The organism is Bradyrhizobium sp. USDA 4502 (assembly GCF_054063355.1).
The window spans coordinates 9,067,556-9,087,711 of record NZ_JBSSGF010000001.1; the positions used below are offsets into that span (position 1 = coordinate 9,067,556).

Annotated in this window: 8 protein-coding genes, 1 tRNA gene and 1 pseudogene; 5 read left to right on the plus strand and 5 right to left on the minus strand. The window is 58.7% G+C overall.

Going from position 1 to position 20,156, the window contains the following annotated elements; genetic code table 11:
- The first annotated feature begins 4 nt into the window (after positions 1-4).
- Together ACVW1B_RS42305 and ACVW1B_RS42310 are read left to right on the plus strand one after the other, a co-directional pair.
- Entirely contained in the window at positions 5-5,755 is a 5,751-nt protein-coding gene (locus ACVW1B_RS42305; RefSeq protein ID WP_456822988.1) for a hypothetical protein, read from the plus strand.
- A gap of 333 nt (positions 5,756-6,088) precedes the next feature.
- Positions 6,089-6,721 (plus strand): matrixin family metalloprotease, encoded by a 633-nt coding sequence (locus ACVW1B_RS42310; protein ID WP_456822989.1) that lies wholly within the window; start codon positions 6,089-6,091, stop codon positions 6,719-6,721.
- A gap of 132 nt (positions 6,722-6,853) precedes the next feature.
- Here ACVW1B_RS42310 and ACVW1B_RS42315 read toward each other — a convergent pair whose 3' ends face one another.
- Positions 6,854-7,288, minus strand: a complete 435-nt coding sequence (locus ACVW1B_RS42315; protein ID WP_456822990.1) for a hypothetical protein — start codon at positions 7,286-7,288, stop codon at positions 6,854-6,856.
- A 377-nt stretch (positions 7,289-7,665) separates the two neighbouring features.
- Here ACVW1B_RS42315 and ACVW1B_RS42320 point away from each other — a divergent pair, with 377 nt between their 5' ends.
- A complete protein-coding gene (locus ACVW1B_RS42320) occupies positions 7,666-9,198 on the plus strand; it encodes a hypothetical protein (RefSeq protein ID WP_456822991.1) in 1,533 nt (510 codons plus the stop codon).
- A 275-nt stretch (positions 9,199-9,473) separates the two neighbouring features.
- Here the strand turns inward: ACVW1B_RS42320 and ACVW1B_RS42325 are convergent, their stop codons facing one another.
- The 3 genes from ACVW1B_RS42325 to ACVW1B_RS42335 form a co-directional block, all read right to left on the minus strand.
- A complete protein-coding gene (locus ACVW1B_RS42325) occupies positions 9,474-10,331 on the minus strand; it encodes a Shedu anti-phage system protein SduA domain-containing protein (RefSeq protein ID WP_456822992.1) in 858 nt (285 codons plus the stop codon).
- A 71-nt stretch (positions 10,332-10,402) separates the two neighbouring features.
- Entirely contained in the window at positions 10,403-13,474 is a 3,072-nt protein-coding gene (locus tag ACVW1B_RS42330; RefSeq protein WP_456822993.1) for a DEAD/DEAH box helicase, read from the minus strand.
- A 693-nt stretch (positions 13,475-14,167) separates the two neighbouring features.
- A tRNA-Ile gene (locus ACVW1B_RS42335) sits at positions 14,168-14,243 on the minus strand.
- Between the two features lie 827 nt (positions 14,244-15,070).
- Here ACVW1B_RS42335 and ACVW1B_RS42340 point away from each other — a divergent pair.
- Positions 15,071-18,164, plus strand: a pseudogene (locus tag ACVW1B_RS42340) (efflux RND transporter permease subunit).
- A gap of 222 nt (positions 18,165-18,386) precedes the next feature.
- Here ACVW1B_RS42340 and ACVW1B_RS42345 read toward each other — a convergent pair.
- Positions 18,387-18,587, minus strand: a complete 201-nt coding sequence (locus ACVW1B_RS42345) for a hypothetical protein (RefSeq protein WP_253604044.1) — start codon at positions 18,585-18,587, stop codon at positions 18,387-18,389.
- 275 nt (positions 18,588-18,862) lie between these two features.
- Between ACVW1B_RS42345 and ACVW1B_RS42350 the strand changes: the two genes are divergently transcribed.
- Entirely contained in the window at positions 18,863-19,753 is an 891-nt protein-coding gene (locus ACVW1B_RS42350; RefSeq protein ID WP_057018041.1) for a sulfite exporter TauE/SafE family protein, read from the plus strand.
- Positions 19,754-20,156 lie beyond the last annotated feature (403 nt).

A 20,156-nucleotide genomic window follows, 5' to 3' on the forward strand; every position in this document is an offset into this window, starting at 1 on the left:
CAACGTGACAACCAAGAAGCCGAATCCGATCTGGGTCGATGCGGCTGTGAGGGTCATCGCCGCCGGCATCCGTGGTGGGAAGGCGCGCGCCGCCCTGGTTCTGACTCCGATCCTTTCGGGTGGGACGAGGGAGACAGGCGCCCTGGATTTGAATGAGTGGCCTCGCGATGTCGCCGAAGCTGTGTCAAAGGGCGTGCGGGTCGCGGTCTCGCCGGTGAAGGACAACGGTGCGCGGCCTGCGCCGAAGGCTGACGCGAAGACGGTCACGATGTTGCCGATGCGGCCGCTCGAGAGGAACGAGGAAGACGACCTGGTGGCGCTATGGACAGCGACCATGGGTGGCAACACCGGGTTGGGTCCGGTCAAAGAACTCTTAGCAAAAGATGACCGTAAGGCGACGCTCAGCGCGCTCAAGCGACCGACGGAAAATGGCGGATCGGAAGCGCCGGATATTCACGGCGCGGCCCGCGGCGAAGTCGCAGTTGCGTTGACGCTGGAAAATGCCAAACACATTATAGACAGGCTGGCCTGCAAGCCGGTCGACACGCGGCCGATATCTCCTCCAGCAAGCTTTTCCAAGCTGGTGGATGATATTCTATGTGCGACTGCATGCTTAGCTGGCGGCGATGACGGCGACCTACTCGTCCCGGGCAGCACGGCCGCCAACAAGCTCACGCGTGGCGTGGTAAGAGCCAAACTGCAGGGTTGGAGAGAGCTCAGGAATCGCCTTGATGCGGCGGAGCAAAGTCGGACATTTGAAGAACAATTCCGCGAGCTTGAGCAGCGTTACGAAGAAGAGGTCGCATGGAAGGACCTAGCTGAAAGCCGGGCCAGAACCGATGCCGACGCCCTCGCTTACGACACCTACCTAAAGGAGACCGATCCTAAGAAAGCCGTGGCGGCTCTGAAGAAGCGCCAGCTCGGTTGTCCGGAGAAGCCGACGCCGGCGCAGGTCGCGATCAAACTCAGGTCGCAACCACATGCCGGACCCGCGCTGCAAGAGGCGCATGGCGCATTGCGTTTGTCCTCCGAGAAAATGAACAAGGAGGGCGAGCCTCTCAAAGGTGACGGAAATCCCATCGAGCCGAATGTAGATGGCGAGTTCGCGCTGCGGCGCCTGTTTGCGCTGCAGGCGCATCCATCGCTGGCGCGACTCTTCCATTTCGTCGTTGATGTCGAATGCAACGTGGATGCATTCCGCTCGACCGACACAAATCCTGACTGGTTCGACGAAGAGAATGTCGTGGATCACGATCACGACTCGAGCAAACCGATGACCAGTGAGGCCCTACCTGAACCGGGCAAGAGCCGAGCCGGGTTCGTATTCTTGGCGGCGTCGCTAAACAAGGAAGCGGCCGCGCGCAATCCGCGAAAAATTTGGACGGCTGCGAAGCTGCGCGCCGAGACGGCCGAAAAGCCCGTCAGGCATTTCTATCCCTGCACCCGCGAAGAAATCGATGCCCGGCTCGCCCAGGAGCCGGACTTGCTCGGCGCTGCGATTGTCGAGCAGATCGACGGCATCGTGCATCTCGGCCAGTCGGCGCTGTGCAATGCGGTCACTCAGCCGCGTTTCGATATCGCGGCACTCGACACCATTACCTCGACCGCGGCCGACCTGCAGTTTGAAAAGGGGCGCCGGCAGCGAATGCTTATGCAGGAGCGTAACCGCGACCTTGACGAGGTGGACCCGGCCGGCGGCGAGGGCGATCCGCTCAATCGCGCCACCCTACGCACCGGGGGACTCGCATTGATCGACCGGTACCGCCAGCGGCACGCGGTCACGCGCTACATTGTGTCGGGCAAGCAAATCGGTGAAGGGGACAATGCGGAACCCGAGAAGTTCCCGATCGTGCTCGACGCCAGCGATCTCACCGTCGGCTACCGGCTCGATGTGGGCGTGAAATCGCACAAACGGCGCCGATGGCACTCGCTGATGAACCGCGACATCGTGTTCGGCAGCCAGCAGGATCGCATCGGCGGCAGGACGATGAATGCGATGATCTCTTCGTTCTACGGCGACAGACGGAACGAGCGACGGCACGTGGATGCCGCGACGGTTGTTGTACCCGCGGCCCTGCGCCAGCCCGGTGTAGATCTCGCCACGGCTACCCGAACGACTGCATTTACCGAAGAGCTTGTCGCGTCATGGGAAGGCGATCCACTCGGCGTTGCCTGCCGGGCCGACACGCTGCAAGTCGATCCGCACGATCTGCAGATCGGCATGGTGTTCAGCCTGCCCAACCGCGCTACGGACGATGCGTACGTGCCGCCGCCGCTGCGTTTCGGCTGGCGTTATCATTTCGGGTTGCGCGCCGTTTGGGCCGGCGGCGTCGCCGTCCCGCTCGAACGTGCTCTCGGCCATTACGAGCGCAGCCGGCAGGGAACGCTTGCGCTGCCGGCGATTCCCGGGCCTGCGGCAGAAGGGCGAGCCTTCCGCCGTCACGAGCGTCTGGCAGAACCGATGATCGCGATTCCGGATTGGGCGTTCGGTGCACAAGTGGGCAACCAGGGCGGGCTCAGGCTGCCAGGCCGCTTTGTATCCGAGCAAGCGCGGGAGATAGTAATCCGCAAAGTCCAGGATCCAATCAACAGAAAGCTGCTGCAGCGCAACGAACCAGACGTGCCGAAGGAAAGGGGTTTTGCCCGGCGCGTGCTGATGGTGCCCTCTGTGAGCTTGGCGTTTGCGGGACTGCACGATGCCTTCCGCGCCATCTCGCGCGACAAGGATATCGAACTGAACATTGAACTGCCGGAGCCGTATTTTCCGGCAATGGACGAGTTCCAGAACCGGGAGCCGCCACTCGAGGGCGATGCGGTTGAATGCATAGAAGCCACGCAGCCCGACGGCGACGTACAGCAACGCTATATCTATTGGCGTAAGAACAAAATCGCCAACCGCCCGCGTGGCGGATTGCGAGGCGTTGACCGGCGCGCCTCGTGGGGCGGCTTTCCGGTCTACGTGAAGAAGACCGCGACGGGCGAGGGCGAAATCGCAATCGACGATCCGCGTATTGTCCGCCGCATTGTCAGCGGTAAGAAGCAGTCGGCCAGTAAGCTGACCGGCGCTTGGCATCCGCTCGGCGGCGCGCCGCACGGGGATGCCGTCTTCCGTGCCTTGCCTGCCGGAGCGCCGACGCAGAAGGAGCGGCTGCCGTACTATCCGGATCCTGCCGCGGACGCGCTCGTCATTAGCGTGAGCGTAGCAGGACGTCGCAATGAGTATCTTCAAGTTCCAGTGTATCAGGGACAAAGGGACAAGAAGCTTACGCATCCACGCTATCCGGACGCGCTGCCACTGGTGCTGGATGTCAAGCCTGCCAAGAGCGGACAGCCATTGCTCGGCTGGGCACAAGGCAGGACGGGTGGCGTCTGGAGCTACGGCGCCGACGAGAATCTCAAGCCCGAGGCGTCCGGTTCAGTCGCCGTGCATCATGTCGTGGTCGCATTGGCACCGGGGGAGGAGGCCACGATCCGGGTGTGGTGCCTGCCCGGCGAGTTGTTCCTGCAATATGCCTTCGAACCGATCGAATCCATCGCGGCGCTGTGCGTCGCTTGCGGTTGCGTAAAGCCGACCACGGACCCTTCGACCTTGGACGCCGCATGCCGTGACGGTTTCGCCAGTCTGGCGGGGGACAGCATCGAACTCGGCGCGCCCGGCGCCGCTTGCGGTCCGGCGATCGGTGGCCTGCCGTTGCCGACCCAAGCCGGCATCGACGCGATTGCAAAGAAGGTCGAAACCTTCATGAAGACCACGCCGATCCCAGAGATTGCCTCACCGCTAACGATCACCGCGACTTATGCGGTCGACATTCCGCAGGAAGCGCCGGTTTATCCTCTGCCGGCGCAGGCAGGGGCGGCGCCGGCAGTCATTAGGGTCAACCAAGAGACACGCGTGGATCTGTTGAATACCCTCACCAGGGATACGGCGCGCGCGAAGCTAAAAAACTGGAGCCTGGAAAGCACGCCCGACGGTGCGACCGACGTGCTGTTGACCGGCCAGGTCAAGGTTCATGCCGCTTCTACGGGGGCGGTCGAATTCATTGCCTCCGGAGTTGCGGCCGCGCGCGGCCGCTTCGACGATGCCGACCGCGGCCGGCCGCGCGACTCGCGTCTCCGCGGTCTGTGGCCGGAAATCTCAGCCGAAAATCCGATCAAGACCGAAGACCTGTTCGGTTTCAAGGTAGGTGGCGACGGTCGGGTGACGCATCCGCAGGAACGGGTGCCGCTTCTACGCATCGAGGCGTTCGGTGCCGGCAGCAACGTCATCGACGCCTTCCTCGCACAGCGCAAGGCGGCCGGGGCGGCCGACGCCACCGCCGATGAGCCCAGGAAAACCCTGCGTCATGAGGCCCTCACCGACGGCCGCGCCCGCTACCTCACCATCGAGCCTGTCGCCGTCGCGCGTCACGGCGGCCTGCTGCGGACGCGATACGACGAACTGATGGAACAGCAGTCGCTGGCGGGACAGTCGTCCTCGTTTTGGCTGCCGGCCTGCGTTCGTCCGGCCCGCATCGCGCCACGTAGCCTCATTCCGTCGTTCTCCTGGCCGAAGCCGGTCGGCAATCCGGGCAATGTCGTCTCGGCCACGCGAACCATGATGATCCGTGCGCGCATGCGAAGGCCGTGGTTCAGCTCCGGCGAAGGCGAGCGGCTGGGCGTGGTGCTGTGGCCGCCGCGCCTCTTCAGCTTGAAGGATGATGACATCTATAACAACATCGTGCGTGATCTCGCGCCCGGCCGTCCGGGGATCGACATCACCGAGCTGCCGCTCGACGGCCTGGGCGGCCCGACCGAATTCCAGGACGGTGACCTTGGACCCGGCGGCAGCTGGGTGACGCGCTGGGGCGCCGACCCGACCCGCATCAGCGGCGACCCGCACACCGGGTGGCTACTGTCGCGAAACAATTTTCCGCAGGCGAAGTGGCCGCCTGAACCAATAGCGGTCAAGGCGAAAGCCGGCGGCAAGTCGCTTCCGGCGCTGTATCCAGAGCGCGATCCCTTTCTGCCGAACGACGCGGATTGGGCCAAGCGGCCAGCCGATGCCCCACGCGACGCTGCGTTGGCGCAGAATGTGTTGATGCCGCTTCCAAGCGATGAAGATGATGCGGACAAAGGCAAGAAGCCGGTGCGCTTCATGACCGTCGCGCTGGTGACATACGAGGCGCGCTTCGATGCCGAGCGGGAGGAATGGTACGCCGATATAGAGATCGACGTTCCGCAGGCGCCATGGCCATTCGTCCGTCTCGGTCTGGTGCGTTTCCAACCGCATGCGCCGCGGCATCTGCAGGTTTCCGAGCCGGTAGCTGAATGGATTCAAGTGATGCCGCGCCGAGAAGCGCAGGCAGTAGTGGAGGAATTCGGCGATACGACGATCATCTGCGTGAAGGTCACCGGAGCGGCCTCGGCGCGCGGCGATCATGGCGTGACGCCAGAACGCGCGTCGACACAACCGCCGCTGATGCGCGTTGTTCTGCTGCGGCGGGGCGCGGAGGGCGGCGATCGCGTGGTGGAAGCGCACGAGGCACGGATCATCCGGCAAGGCACGCCAACCGTCTGGGAGCAGCGCATTGAGATCCCCACATCGAAATTCCGCCATCCTGATTTGCGGCACGCGATCTACGTTGAGGAAGTTGAGCGACTTCGTCCCGCAACCTACCCAGACGAGCCGCGGCGGGACACGACAAACGATGAGGTTTTTGTAGAAACCGGACCGCGTTTCGCTGTGCGGTTGGAGTTGGCTAACTTGAAAGCTTGAAAGTGGAGGTGCGGACGTGGGAGAGCGGTGTGCTTTACGGACACGTCTCTAAGGGCGAACAACTGCGTTGAATTCGGGTGATACGATTCGTTGTAGTTCACTGATCGAGAGATAAAGCCGATGTCGTGCAAACCAGACGACCGAACTGACTGGAACGTCGCTGGCGCTCGGTAAACCAACAGGTACTTCATGTTGGTTGACATGAAATGCCGCATCGGGCCGTCAGGCTTGCAGGTCTCATGAGTCTTCCTCGAAGCCCACACCCGCCGCTCCAGCGCAAGTCCAACGGCTATAAGGGCGAATGTTTCAACTCACGAAGAGGAGATAATTCTTATGGAACGCAACATGAGTAGATGTGTGAAGCACGTCATGATGATCTCCATTGTAGCAGTCGTAAGTACGACTGCTACCTGCCCATCGGATGCGTTTGAATTAACGGGTTCCAGTTGGGCGCATCTCACAAAGCCCCGAGAAGTCAAATTTTTCATATGCAGCAAGGGCATTGATGCCGAGGCGCGGAAGCGGATTCGCGAGGCCGCAGATGTTTGGAGCAACGGTGATAAAATCAAATTCAGTATCGACGAAACAAAGGAATGCGAAATGAATGAAAATTTCAATAAGTGCCAGAAAATAAACGTTATAGATAGGGGGCCCATAGCAACCACGGATCCGTTTTACCGAGCCGCCGCCGCAACTTCGCCATGCCCAGTTTCCGAGGACAAGAAGAAGCTGCGCAACTGCGATATCCGACTTTCCGATAAAGTAAAGTTTAGTACGACTCTAGTCGGCCCTATCGCCGGCGATACATATGACCTGCTCAGCGCCATGATCCATGAGTTCGGACATTGCGTGGGTTTGAAGGATCTATCAACATCTGACTCCGTTATGAACGGTGTCGAAGAGGGGCAGAGAAAGCGTACTCTTGCAAAAGATGACAAGGACGGGAGAGATTCTCTGTACAAATAAGCCAACCCCTTTGCTGGCGCCCCCAAGGCATGGGCGGTGAAACGCCACTTACAGCGAGGCGACTGTACTTTACAGCGAGTGTCGCGCAGACGGAGGCGAGGCCGCTGCGAGTGCGAAGATGATTCATCAGCGTTATTTTGGCCTAGCCAACGCGCTTTTTCGCTCGTCAGCGATATAAGAATCTAGCTCTCTAAAGGGTGCGGGCTTCTTTAAGAATGGAAGTTCAGATTTCCAGACTTCGACGGTATTCAGGTTAGCGCCGACCCACACGCATGCAGCGTCTTTTTCGATTTGTCTTAGTTGGTCCCGAATCTTCGTTAGGGCGTTATCTAAATGCAGATCAACGCTAGTCAGTGTGTCCTCAACGATCTTGTTAAGCGGCTCTCGCCATTGTTCAGGCAGTGTCGACAGCCATTTACGAGTTGGTTCGTCAAAGCCGACTTCCGCGCTGAGCCCAAGCGTTGCCATCACGCCAGCGGCTGACGACGGTGTTGAAATCGAACTTGGCGACAGACCACACAAAAACCAAAGAAAGGCAAAACTGATTGATATGGCTTGCGAACGCATCTTCCGCCCCGATCGCCAAAATGAGACCCTCGCCGCGGCGGTCTCAAGGTTGCACTTTACTGAGTGTTCAATCCGTCGAAAAGTGTTCACTTGGCCTGTGCCGGCAAACGAGGTGTTCGCGGTTGCCGCCAGCCCGGGAAATCAACCTTTCGGGCATGCTCCCACCCGCCGCCGAAACCCCTGCATGCCTCGTCGGAGATTCGTGCCATCGTCTTCGTCCGCCTCTTGGATGCGATCCTAGAGAGCTGGCACTTCCGTCCGACCAAACTAGATGAACTATACCGACTCGAAGTATGATAGCTCGGAGCAGCGTTCATATGGTGCGATCCTTCGCGTCATCGACTGGAATGACTGTCTCACATCGTCAAGGACCAACGATGAACGATACCGACCGGCCCGCCGGATGCGATTCTGATCCGGCTGAACCCGAGTCACAGCGCGCGGCGGCATCTTCGGCCGCCAACGGGCAGACGGAGACTCGCGAGATTGCTGCGCTCCCGGAAAAGCAGCAGCATTCGGATCTGTCGACCGCGGCGGCAGATCCGGTGCGGAAGCAGATTCAGGATGCGACACGGATGATGCGCGTCCTGGATTCACCGACGATGCGCGCCCTGCGTGACTACGTGGACTCGCCCGTCGCTCGGATGATGCGTGAGCATCTGGATTCACCGACGGCCCGGGCCTTGCGCGACTATGCAAATTCGCCGGCCGTAAAGATGATGCGCGACTACGTGGAGTCACCCGCGGCAAAAGCTCTCCGGGATTACGCGGAGTCGCCGGCGGCGCGCACGCTCCGTGCTTTGGCGGATTCGCCCGCGGCCAAGGTCTTGCGGGAGTTCGCGGATTCGCCGACCGCTCGGATGCTTCGCGACCTGTCAGACTCGCCTACAACTCAAGCGCTACGGCACTACGCGGACTCGCCCATCGCCCGCGAGCTTGCGCGATATCGAGACGGTACGATTGCGTTAGGACGCACGGACAGGTGGGCACTTCAACTTTCGACCACGAATGCGCTTGCAGGCCTCACGGGGATTTCTGCTAACGTCGCCGAGCTCGATAGGATTCGAGGCGTCGTGAACCATATATCGCGCTTCGGTGCAGGAGCCGTTGTGGACGTCGGACTCTCGTCGGGCCTGGCAGAAACGCGGTTGAAGGTAGCGGCACTCGCGGGTTCGGCGGATCTGCTGGGCTTTGGCGCTGGCACGACCGTTGCGGCCTATGCCCGCCTTTTCGGCGGTTGGCGCACGCGGCTCGACCTGCCGGATCATTTCTGGAACCATCCCGATCACCGTCGAGGCTACTACGCCGAAGCGGAAGTGGACGCGGGTTTGATCGAGGCGACGCCAGAGACGGTGGTCGCAGTGACAATCGAAAGCGGCCTCGCAGGCGGAATCTCCGATGGGAAGGCATCCGTCGCGACGTTCGAGATCGGGGGGATGTCCATGCAAATTCGGTCGGCCAACTTCCAACTCGACGCATTTCAAGCCGTCGACCGCTTTGAACGGACCTTGAGGCTCTTGATCACCCAAAAGCTCGCGGCACTCGTCGGTCCGCGGTGGTTCAAGCAACGCGTCGATGAGAAAATGCGTGAAAAAGCTCGTGGCAACCGCGCCGCCGCGATGGCGAATGGCGAACGCGACGAGGAGTTGATTTGCTATCTGGACCTCGGCGATTTGACCGGCATCTTGCTCCGCAAGGACAACTGGGACGGAGCATTCGGGCATGTATTCCCGAATCGAGAGCGTTTGATCCATGATCTTCAGGCGCTCGTCGCCCTCCGACGGCCCACAATGCATGCACGCAATCTCGACGGGGTGCAGCTTGTGGAGCTGATGTGCGTCATCCGCCGTCTCATGCAGTTCATCGACGGCGACGGCGTGTGGAAGCGCATCGCCGACTCCGAAGACTGACGCGTATGTCGCAACCATGAGCCAGGCGCCCATAGTGTGGGGGGCGATTCCGCCCAGCGGCATCCTAGTCGCCGCAGTTCGTTCGGAAGCGATGTTCAGGAAACGACCAATCTGGCCGAGATGGCCAAGGCTTTGAGCCGGTTGACGGACTACCGCGTGCTGCGACGCCTGGTCCCTCGGCGGGCGATACCGGTCGCAAGACCGTGTGTGAGGTCGAGCAGGTCCTGATATTCGGGAAGGTCGAGCTACGCTAGAATCACTTGCGGCCTATCCATCTATTTCTTTGCCGTATTGGAGATCGTCTTTTTCCTCGCGCCAGCCACGTCGCGCCCCAAATTGCAAAGACGCCTTCCATCGAGCCATTCATCGATTTTTATACCAGTTCTTCTGGCCTTTTCGATCTGCGTAGCGCTGAGCTTGAGGTGCTCTCTCGTCATGTAAGACCAGAGGTGTTCGCCATACGGATCCGGGTTGTACTTCACGAAAGCGAACTTCGAGCCACTTCGCTTCATGGTGTGACGGCGGCTGATGCGACTGTATTCGAACTCGGAGGCGACGGCGTCATAGGTCAGCACGCGAACGTCTTTGTATCGATCGCCCGTTTCGTATGCCGAATAGCGCTCCACCTTCCTGATCGAATGTTCGAATTCAGATCTACGACCCATTACCAGCGTGTATCGAAACTCGACCGGGTTTTTGTTCAATGGCTGACGGATCGGATCCAGCTCGGCCAAAAAGGCTTCCTTGTGCTTTTTCAAGTACGCGCGCCAATTATCGATCTGATTCAGCCCGCGCGTGAGATCGCTGTGAATTGCAATGCTGTTCCCATTGGTGAAGAACCTTGATCTCGGACTCTCGAACTCGACGAGCACGCACCACCAAGATGTCGAGCTCTTGGTCAGATAGACATAGTCGGTCTTCAGGCCCGATGACACGGAGAGCTGAGGGAGGACGACCTTGAAATGCAGTTGATGATTGAGCATCCAAGGCATTGGTATGAAGCTAGGGTTCGCATCGAGAAACGGCTTGATCGACATTTCCGATGCGCCATTGGCATTCAATAGCTTCATGTAGTTCTTGACCAGCTTGGTCTTCCTTTCCTTCTCTTTTTGCGTTGGCGGTCTCATCGGCATCTAAAACTTCCATCCGGATAATGTTCGGCCCCGGCGCGCATTCTTTGCAGCAAAGACCCGGGCAATGTCGTTCAACCGCAGAATACCCTCAATCGGGCGTTCACGCCCGCGACCGCAGCCATGGTCGATCGGAGAAGGTGAATACAGTGCACAGCGGGGGCCGGCGGAGTCTGCCTGCGCGCCTGCGTGAACAATCGGTCCCGTTCCAGCGCGGCTCCGAGAACCATAACGACCTCGCGATCGGTGCTTTGACTCAGCAGAAGCGAACGAAGTCGGGCCCATATGGCGATGCCGTCTAATCCGTGCCAAGCTCCTTGACTGCGCCTCACCCGGAGGTCGACGGTACCTTCTCCTCCTGGGCCCTCCCACGTCCCACTCCATAGGGCGATTTGCTTCGGTTCTATCGGATTAAATTGACTAATAGTTCCGATCTGTTTCGCGGCTTGCGAACAAACCTCATGCAATGCCGACGCAGAGACGAACGACCCGTCCTTCGATGCCTTCGCATGGACCATGACGATGATCTCGCGACCGCCGCGGTGGCCGGCGAGCAGGAAGTCGCAACATTCGCCTCGTCCGTCATCGCAAAGAACCAGTTCGGCATCGGGAAGAATGTCCGTGACATTTTGATCTATCCATTCGAATACGGAATTCTGGGCCCATCCGTTTGGGAGAGCGCTGCCCTGAGCGCCCTTCTCGGAAGTGCAGTTCCGGAGATAAGGAACGTGTCGAATCATGTCGTCCAGCCCGAGGGCAGTGGGATCAAACCGCGCTCCTAGCCCGAGACGCGGATCGAAAAATCCGCTTTCGGAATAGATGACGCCCACAGTCTCAGGAACGATCGAAAAGGCCTGGCGAGTGTTTAGAAAATCAAGCATCGTGCCATGGCGAGTTCCATCGGCATATCGATATAATCGGCTTAAGTCAGCCGATTCCAGAACGTACTCTCCGGTGCTCCGATCGAAAGCCACGCTCCCGTGGCAGATCCTACCGTTCGCCGTTATGCGGAATGCGCGAGGCTCCTCCGGCGCACTTCCGGCCGTTCGCCGGCAATCGAGGCACACATCCTCTATATTCAAACTTTCCTCTTCGGGATGCGTGACGAACGACTGCCTTGCCTCGTCAAGATCGAGCAGTACGCTCCTCGGCCAAGGGTTTTGGGGAGGGCCATCGAGCGCCTGTGCGAAGCGGTCCAGATAGATATGCCCCGTGCGCGTGCCATCTGCCGCCGCAGCGATCAGGGATTCGGTCCAGTCATACCATGTATCGAGCGATTTCCTTGTCGATTCGTCCGAAATTCTCGCAGTCCCGAAGCCGATCGATCGAAAGGAAAAGCTTTCAATGTCGTCCGTTCTCGCATCTGCGGCAGTGACGGAAGAAGCCATGAACTGAAATTCGTCCAGAGCCGGCGGTGTCTCTTCGAGCGACACGGCGGTCGCAGATCTTCTCCGCACAGCGGAAGGGCCAAGCGCCGCATTTCGAGCAACTATTTCAACGAGACGAGTGTTCGGACTCTTGCTCAACAGGCGGCCCATTTGCCTTCGAGTTACCGGGTGACCCACGACGAGTCTCGCACGCGATTCGAGACCTGCTCGGGACGTGTCGAGGACAGCCATGACTGGCCCAGATTTTCGAGCGATGAAAGCATGCAACTCGCGTTCAATGAAGAAATGCTCTGCGAGGAGCGGGGATGTACCGAGCTTCACGAAAAGCACGATCAGTTCGTCGTCCGTATTGACAACCGTCTGAAATGGATACTCTGCCTCGGTCAGACGTTCTTCGGTAATCGCTGCGAGCCTGTTCATCACCCGTTTATGGTTGATCGCGTAGAGATGACATCGAAGCGGAAGCCGTAGTGAGCGCCGCGCGTCCGCTTCGGACATGTTGAACCCGAAACGGCGCCGGAATTGCCGATCAGCGTACACGACCGGTGGCAGATTCGCTTCGAGACTTTTGGCAAAGTCGTCGAGGCCGAGCTTTAGGTTCTTTTCGTCGATCGAAGCGTCGTATTCGCGGAACCTCCTCCACATGTCCGCGATGACCCCATCGGAGTGATCGATCAGCAGTGCGTTTTCGGTCAGGTCTTTCGTTGGATTTCTGATCACCCGTCCTATCTGCTGCACCAGCGCCCGGGCCGATCCGAGAACCCCGTAGAATGCGAGAGCGCGGAAACTTGGTCCATCGACGCCCTCCAGAAGTTTGTGCTGATGAACCCATATGGCGGGCGCGCCTGGCGCCTCCGGATCGGAGGGATGACGCTTCTCCCAAGCGCGTTGAGAGTCGGCAGCGAAAGCTTCGTGAAGGCAAAGTACTCCACCAGCGCCATGACGGTGACGCAACATTAGCTCGCCGATGCGCTCGATCTGCTCCTTCGATCTACAGCGAATGATGAGCTTGCGACGTTCGCTTGGAGGCTCACCGTACTTCGCGATAAAGTGGTCCAAGACGGTATCAACAAAACGCGCAGGACTACTGGTCGATCGCGAAGGAGCTGGCGATATGTCGACTTCACGCAAGAATCCCGCCGAGACCAGCTCGGAATATCGGGATACGTGGACATAGGCATGATCGAAATCAAACGGCTTGAGGTCGTTCCTGTACGGAGTTGCCGTAACTAGAACGGTCGGGAGTTCCAGCCCGCGGATCGCCATACTCCAGGCAGCGGCAGGCTCGTAGTGTCCCTCATCAACGATGACAGCGTCGCACTGCTTGCGGAGTTTGTCGTAGCTGGGATCCGCTGATCGGTTCCGTGCCAGCTCGTTGATTAGCTGAATTGTTGATACGAATATCGTTCCTTTGGCGATATTGTCCGGCAAATCGCTGGCGGATTCGAGCAGCAGAACTGACTTCGGAAGGTCGTTGGGACCAAATCCACTCCGAAGGAAAAACCCTCGCTCGCCACCAAGTTCTCGGGCAAGCTGATTCCGAATTGCGGTTCGCGGCGCCACCACGAGCAGTACGTCTACTTCGGGGTGCCAATGTCCGATTGTCCCGATCACAGCGGTCTTGCCACCACCGGTCGGAATATTCACTAGAGCTGACTTCTGCGCCTTCCCCTGTCTGGTGCCGCCCAGATACGTTGACGCCATCCTGACTGCCCGCGCCTGATGGGGCCAAAGCTTGATCGTACGGGGGAAGTTCATCGCTCAGGTCGCCTTGGCGGCATCACTTTGGAGGATCGCCCGCGAAAGAGGGCGGCGAAGGAAGTGCAACGCGAAAGGTGCCGGGGGAAATAAAAAAACGCCGGCTTTCAGCGCCACAATCTAAGCGAGCATGCACATCGGGAGGACAATGTCAAAATGTTGCCATTCGGAGAACTGGAGTTCGGAATGCACGGTCGTCGGCGGATGGCGTGTGGATATACGAAAGTCGCGTTTTTCGACGGATGGTCACTTGCCGAACTTTGAGCGGGCCACGACCTGTGCAGCTCCGATGGCGGCTTCTTAGGCTCGATCGCGAGATCCGACAGCGCAATCAGAGACCTCGTCGAGTGGTTGGCGTTCGGATCGGATGTGCGCCGCGCTTCGATGTGACTGGCCTCGCCGGTAAGGCATAGCGTCCGGGAGGGGTTCAGTGCGGCGACCGAATCTCGCGCCGGTCGTGCTGTCGTAGGCGGTCTCATGGCCTAACGCTATGGCCGGTCGTCGATGGAACGTCTTCGGCTAGAAAAGACCCCTCGGTTTTTTCGCGCCTCAAAATGGGCGAAAAATTCGAGGTGAAATTCGCCAGTCGTGTCAGAGGGATCTGAAATCGAGTCGTTCTCAAAACGACGTCGAGTCGTTCTAAAAGCGGAAATCGAGTCGTTCTCAAAGTGTCCGCACAGTGCGTGTGTCATCTGGTGGGCCTGGCAGGACTCGAACCTGCAACCAGACCGTTATGAGCGGACGGCTCTAACCATTGAGCTACAGGCCCGCTGCTGAGGCGGCGGCGCGGCATCGTTTACAATTTGTCTGGCGCTCCGGCAAGGTTGAGCCACGCTTCCGCGCCCGCGCTTCGGACTTTTCCCCAGGTGTTCCTTTCCGTTCTCTGAAGCTTGAATTCGACCTTCAAGCCTGCTTTGGCGCAGTTATCATGCGTCGTCCTGTAAGCGCGCGACGTGCGTAGAATTAGCAGGCCGCTCATTCTGCGGCAAAGTCACCGACTCACTTCAGTCAGCTAAACCGGACCGCGAACTTTCTGTCTGGCAACGCCACAAGTCTCGCGCGGTAGCGACCAGAGTTCGTTTTGACAAACCTTGGTATAGGGTTTGCAACCCATTCGATGTCACTCGCTTACCTTTGTAGAGTTGTGCATCCGTCACGTTGTTTCTAGTTTCGATGTTGAAGCTAGGCATTCGATTGAACGGGCGAAGCCTTTAAGCTGACTTGACTCGCTGCCGGAAGTAGTTGAGTCCCATTCAGACCTAAGGACAAGATTAAATGGAAACACGCGAGCGCTCGTCCACATCTTGAGGTGGATCTCAGGTGATTGTGCGCAAAAAGACATGGGTCTTAATCTTGCGAAGGTGCTTCTTGTTCGAGATCGCGATCTGCGATCCGAACGGCGGGGCTGAGTTAATCCAAGCAACCAGGATGCAAGAAGCGGACGATTGAGCTCTCTGCTTGGGAAGCATGTGAGCCTTTAGAGCACCCGTTTCCGCTTCCCTCATAATAGTGGCTTCGCCGCGGTCGCCTTTGATGACGATGGCCTAGCGCGACTTGGCCGGGAATTTGCGTCACCCTCTTTGAATGCGAGTCGAGATGGCATTTACCGAGCTTTTCATCAAACGTCCGGTGTTGTCTATCGTCGTCAGTCTCCTGATCCTGCTGATCGGCCTTCGCGCTGCCGCCGTTTTACCGATCCGCCAGTATCCGAAGCTATCCAATACAGTCGTCAATATCACGACATCCTATCCTGGCGCATCCGCCGACATGATCCAGGGGTTCATCACCACTCCCCTGGAGCAGGCCGTCGCTTCGGCAGAGGGCGTCGACTACGTCACTTCCTCGTCGGTGCTCGGTACCTCAACGATCCAAGCCTACATCAAGCTCAATTTTGATCCCAATGAGGCACTCACCGAGGTGCTGTCTAAGGTCAACTCAGTCAAAATATTTGATCCCGAAGGAATCAAACGATCCGGTTGTCACTAAATCAACCGGTCAGGCAACCGCTGTCATGTACATCGCCTTCTCCAGCGAGGAGCTGACGGCCAGCGCGATCTCCGATTATCTCTCGCGCGTCGTGCAACCGGTTATGTCTACGGTAGACGGCGTCGCGGCGGCAGACATCCTGGGCGGCCAAAGTTTTGCGATGCGGCTATGGCTCGATGCTGCGAAAATGGCGGGGCACGGCGTGTCGCCTGCTGATGTTTCGGCTGCAATCGCCGCCAACAACTTCCAGACCGCGGCCGGCCAGACCAAGGGCTATTTCACTGTCTCCGATGTCACGACAAACACCGACCTGCGGAGTGTCGATGACTTCAAGCGCATGATTGTCAAAGCTCAAGACCGCGGCTTCGTGCGCATGGAGGATATTGCGACAATCGAGCTTGCCGCGCAGACCGCAGACGTCAGCGTCTCCATGAACGGCGAGCACGCGGTCTTCATCGGCGTGCGGGCGAGCCCGCAAGGCAATCCGCTAAACATAGCGCGAGGCGTTCGGGCGATGTTTCCGGAAATGGAGCGTAACCTGCCGCCATCGCTGAAGATGAAAGTGGCTTACGACTCAACCAAATTCATTCAATCGTCGATCGATGAAGTCGAGAAGACGCTCATTGAGGCGATCGTGATAGTAGTGGTGGTGATCTTCCTTTTCCTGGCCTCGCTGCGGTCGGTCATCATTCCTGTCGTCACTATTCCGTTGTCGCTCGTCGGTGTCTGCAGCATGATGCTGGCGCTCGGGTTTTCGTTCAATCTGCTTACCCTCCTTGCGATGGTGCTCGCGATCGGTCTCGTGGTCGACGACGCGATCGTCGTGGTAGAGAACATTCATCGCCATCTAGAAGAAGGTGCGCCGCCCCCGCAGGCTGCTGCGAGAGGCGCGCGCGAGATCGTTGGCCCCGTTGTCTCCATGACGATTACGTTGGCCGCCGTATACGCCCCCATCGGCTTTCTTAGTGGCCTCACCGGTGCGCTGTTCCGCGAGTTCGCGTTTACACTGGCGGGGGCGGTGATCGTGTCGGGCGTGATCGCTTTGACGCTATCGCCCATGATGTGCTCGGTCTTCCTGAGGGGCGCTGAGGAGGGACGGTTTGCTAGAATTGTGAACCGTGTGTTCGGCGCCATGACACGCTGGTATGGCCGCAAGCTCGACCGCTCGCTCGACTATCGCCCAATTACCGGGCTGTTTGCCGTGACCATGCTGGGCCTCGTCGGCTTTCTCTGCGTGAACACTTCCAAGGAACTCGCGCCGGAGGAGGATCAAGGGATTGTATTCGCACTAACCAAGGCGCCGAAATACGCCAATATTGACTATCTCGACTATTACGGCGCCAAGCTCGAAAAGGCGCTTCGGAAGTTTTCCGAGACCGATTTGAGCTTCGTGCTCAACGGTAGTGGCGGTTCGCAGGCGGGTATGGCCGGCATGTTGCTCAAGCCATGGGACGAGCGCAAGCGATCGTCGATAGTTCTTAAGTCCCTACTCCAAGCCGAGCTGTCCAAAATCGAAGGTATCAACGCATTTGCTTTTAGCTTGCCGGCACTTCCGGGCGGATCGGACGGTCTGCCAGTGCAGATGGTGATCAATTCGACGCTCGGCTTCCAATCTGTCTATGAGCAGATGTCGAAACTGAAGGACGCCGCACGCAAGAGCGGCCTGTTCATGATCAGCGACTCTGATCTCGAGTTCAACCAGCCGGTGGTGCGAATCAAGGTCGATCGATCCAAGGCCAACGATCTTGGCATCACCATGCAGAATGTCGGTAACGCGCTCGCCATCCTACTTGGCGGAAACTATATCAATCGCTTCAATCTGCAGGGTCGCTCCTACGAAGTGATTCCGCAGGTGCCGCGTGAGAAACGCCTGGCCCCGGAAGCGATCGGCAACTATTATTTGAAGACTGCGACGGGCTCGATGCTTCCGCTGTCTACCGTTGTCTCGGTCGAGACTGCGACTGATCCGAACGCGCTCACCCACTACAACCAGCTCAACTGCGCGACCTTTCAGGCCGTGCCGATGCCTGGCGTCACGATCGGTCAAGCCGTGGACTTCCTGGAGGCGGAGGCACAGAAGCTGCCTGCAGGCTTCAGCCACGACTTCCTTGCGGACGCCCGCCAATATGTGCACGAGGGCAACCAGCTGGCCATCACGTTCGCATTTGCACTGATCGTCATATTCTTGGTGCTCGCGGCGCAGTTCGAAAGTCTGCGCGATCCCATCATCATTATGATCAGTGTGCCGATGGCAATCGTCGGCGCCTTGATACCGCTATTCTTTGGCTGGGCGACGATGAACATCTACACCCAGGTCGGATTGCTGACGCTTGTTGGCTTGATTTCCAAGCACGGCATCCTGATAGTTGAGTTCGCAAATGAGCTGCAACTCAGGCAGAGACTTGACCGTCGCTCGGCGATAGAGATGGCGGCGCGCGTCCGACTTCGTCCAATCTTGATGACTACGGCGGCGATGGTCACGGGCCTGATACCCTTGTTGACCGCAACGGGAGCCGGAGCCGCGAGCCGCTTCTCGATCGGGCTCGTGATCGTCGCCGGTATGTCTGTCGGCACGCTGTTCACGCTCTTCGTGTTGCCGGCGGTCTATGTCGCGATCGCATCCGATCACCGTGCCGACGCGAGTTCCGGCTACGACAAGGGCGGCCTCGCGGGAGCCGTTAATGCCCAGCTGGCCAAGCATTGATGTCAAACCACTCCGGGTTGACGAGATTGCTGGCCTAGATTGGCGCGTTGTCCGCCGGCCGTGGTGATTTGGTGGGCCCGAATTTCGGGAAGGGGCCCGAAGGATGATCCCCGGTTGCTGCGCCCGTTTCGATCCATCGTTCGCCAGCGGGAAAGACTAAACCAATAAGAAATGCGATCGTTCATGACGCCGGTGTGGTGAGCGAAGGAGCCTGGGGCGGCTTCATTTCGAGATCTTCATGCCTGTGCTGCCGAGCTTGGCGAGCATCAGATGCTCGGCAAAAAACACGTCGGCGATCCGTTGCTGGCCCGCCTCGGCGAATTGCTGGACGTTCACGGCCGCAGAACGCTCAATTTCGTACTCGCCGCGGGGCGGAGAGAATTCATGCTCGCTTGATGAAAGGGCGGCATTGCTATTACCCAAATGCCGCTAGAAATAGAATTACTTGCTCCTCGTCGCCGTCGTATTGGCTGAGTGATCACAGTCAGGTAGTGGGAAAGTACAGCACGGCTTCTCAACCGAAGTCGATTATGGAGCAGACGTTGAAGCGATGCACATGACCACGTTCGCTGCCACGATGGAGGCAGCGTGAGCTGCCAAGCGGGAGGCCAGAATCTGCCTCAGTCCTGATGGCCAATGTTCAGGCCTGATTCCCTGACACATGCTCCGACGCCCTCCGAAGTGCGAAAGTTATCGAAATGCCTGAGTTTGATGCAGCTATGTTTTTTCTGGCCGCAACGACGTGCTTTGCGTCCTTTGTAAATGGAGCCATCGGCTACGGGTTTTCGTCGCTCACTGTGCCTCTTGCGCTGGTTTTCTACACCAATCGCGTTCTCAACCCCGCCATTGTTATCATCGAGGTCTTCGTCAACGTATACGTCGTCCTCATCAATCTGAAGGGCGTGCCGGCAATTTGGAGACGAGTGTTTCCCATCTTGCTTGGACTTTTGCCGGGCATTGCGCTTGGCGGCTATGCGTTGGCCTCGCTGCAGCCGGGCTGGATCAAATTCGCTACCTACACGATCATACTGCCCCTGATCCTGCTACAAGCCGCAGGTTGGCGCCGCCCTATCGAAGCTAGCTGGCTGATCGGTCTACCATTCGGTTCGATGCTGGGCATCCTCTATTCAGTGACGACCATCTCCGGTCCGCCTTTGGCGATGTTGTTTAACAACCAGGGCCTGGTCAGAAGTGAATTTCGCGCCGGTCTAGCTCTGGTTCGCGTGGTTGAGTCGAGCGTGACCGCCTTCGTCTATTACAAGCTAGGCCTGTTCATCTCCGAAAGCGGCAGCCTGCTCTATGCCTTTATACCCAGCGTTGTGCTCGGCATCCCGCTGGGATCCTACGCCATGCGCCGGCTTGATCCTGAGATATTCCGACGCATCTGCATGAGCTTTGATGCCTGGATCGTCGGATTCGGTCTGTCACGAGTGCTGATCGAGCTCGATCTAGTGCGGAGCTCCTGGGCTTATAGCGTGATGTCGGCGACGATACTGATCGATGTTTGCCTGCTATATTCGTTCTTTACCACGCACGGTCCGACCTGGTCAGAGCGACGGTCTCGGCGCGCCGCGGATATAAGCGCTTGAACGATGTCGGCGGGCGCCCCAGTATCGAACGCGCGCGCGACCTGGATCCTAATGGCCCGAAAGCAAAGCCAATCGATGACTGCGCGCGATGCCGATGTGGCCCTGTCGGCGCCAAGGATAAGGGCATGACAACTGGCTGATTGTTCCACGACAATCCGGTGTTTCGAGGCGGGGGAATTTGAAATCTCAGTTCTGAAGCGTCGGAGGCAGATGGTGCCGACTCGCTATTCGAAATACTTGTGATCGTTTGCCCGCGGGCGCTGATCGAGAAAAAGGAACACTCGAGACACAAGCACATCGAGTCGCCGTCTCGTCGGTCATCGATATCAACACCGCTCATTGTGCGGCGATCATCGAATCTCCTGCCAAAGAGCAGCCGGGCGCATTCCTACTTTACACAGGT

Excerpts from the sequence above, each read along its gene's own strand:
- ACVW1B_RS42310 (WP_456822989.1), top strand. The coding sequence starts at position 6,089 with ATGGAACGCAACATGAGTAGATGTGTGAAGCACGTCATGATGATCTCC.
- ACVW1B_RS42315 (WP_456822990.1), bottom strand. The coding sequence starts at position 7,288 with ATGCGTTCGCAAGCCATATCAATCAGTTTTGCCTTTCTTTGGTTTTTG.
- ACVW1B_RS42320 (WP_456822991.1), top strand. The coding sequence starts at position 7,666 with ATGAACGATACCGACCGGCCCGCCGGATGCGATTCTGATCCGGCTGAA.
- ACVW1B_RS42325 (WP_456822992.1), bottom strand. The coding sequence starts at position 10,331 with ATGCCGATGAGACCGCCAACGCAAAAAGAGAAGGAAAGGAAGACCAAG.
- ACVW1B_RS42330 (WP_456822993.1), bottom strand. The coding sequence starts at position 13,474 with ATGAACTTCCCCCGTACGATCAAGCTTTGGCCCCATCAGGCGCGGGCA.
- ACVW1B_RS42350 (WP_057018041.1), top strand. The coding sequence starts at position 18,863 with ATGCCTGAGTTTGATGCAGCTATGTTTTTTCTGGCCGCAACGACGTGC.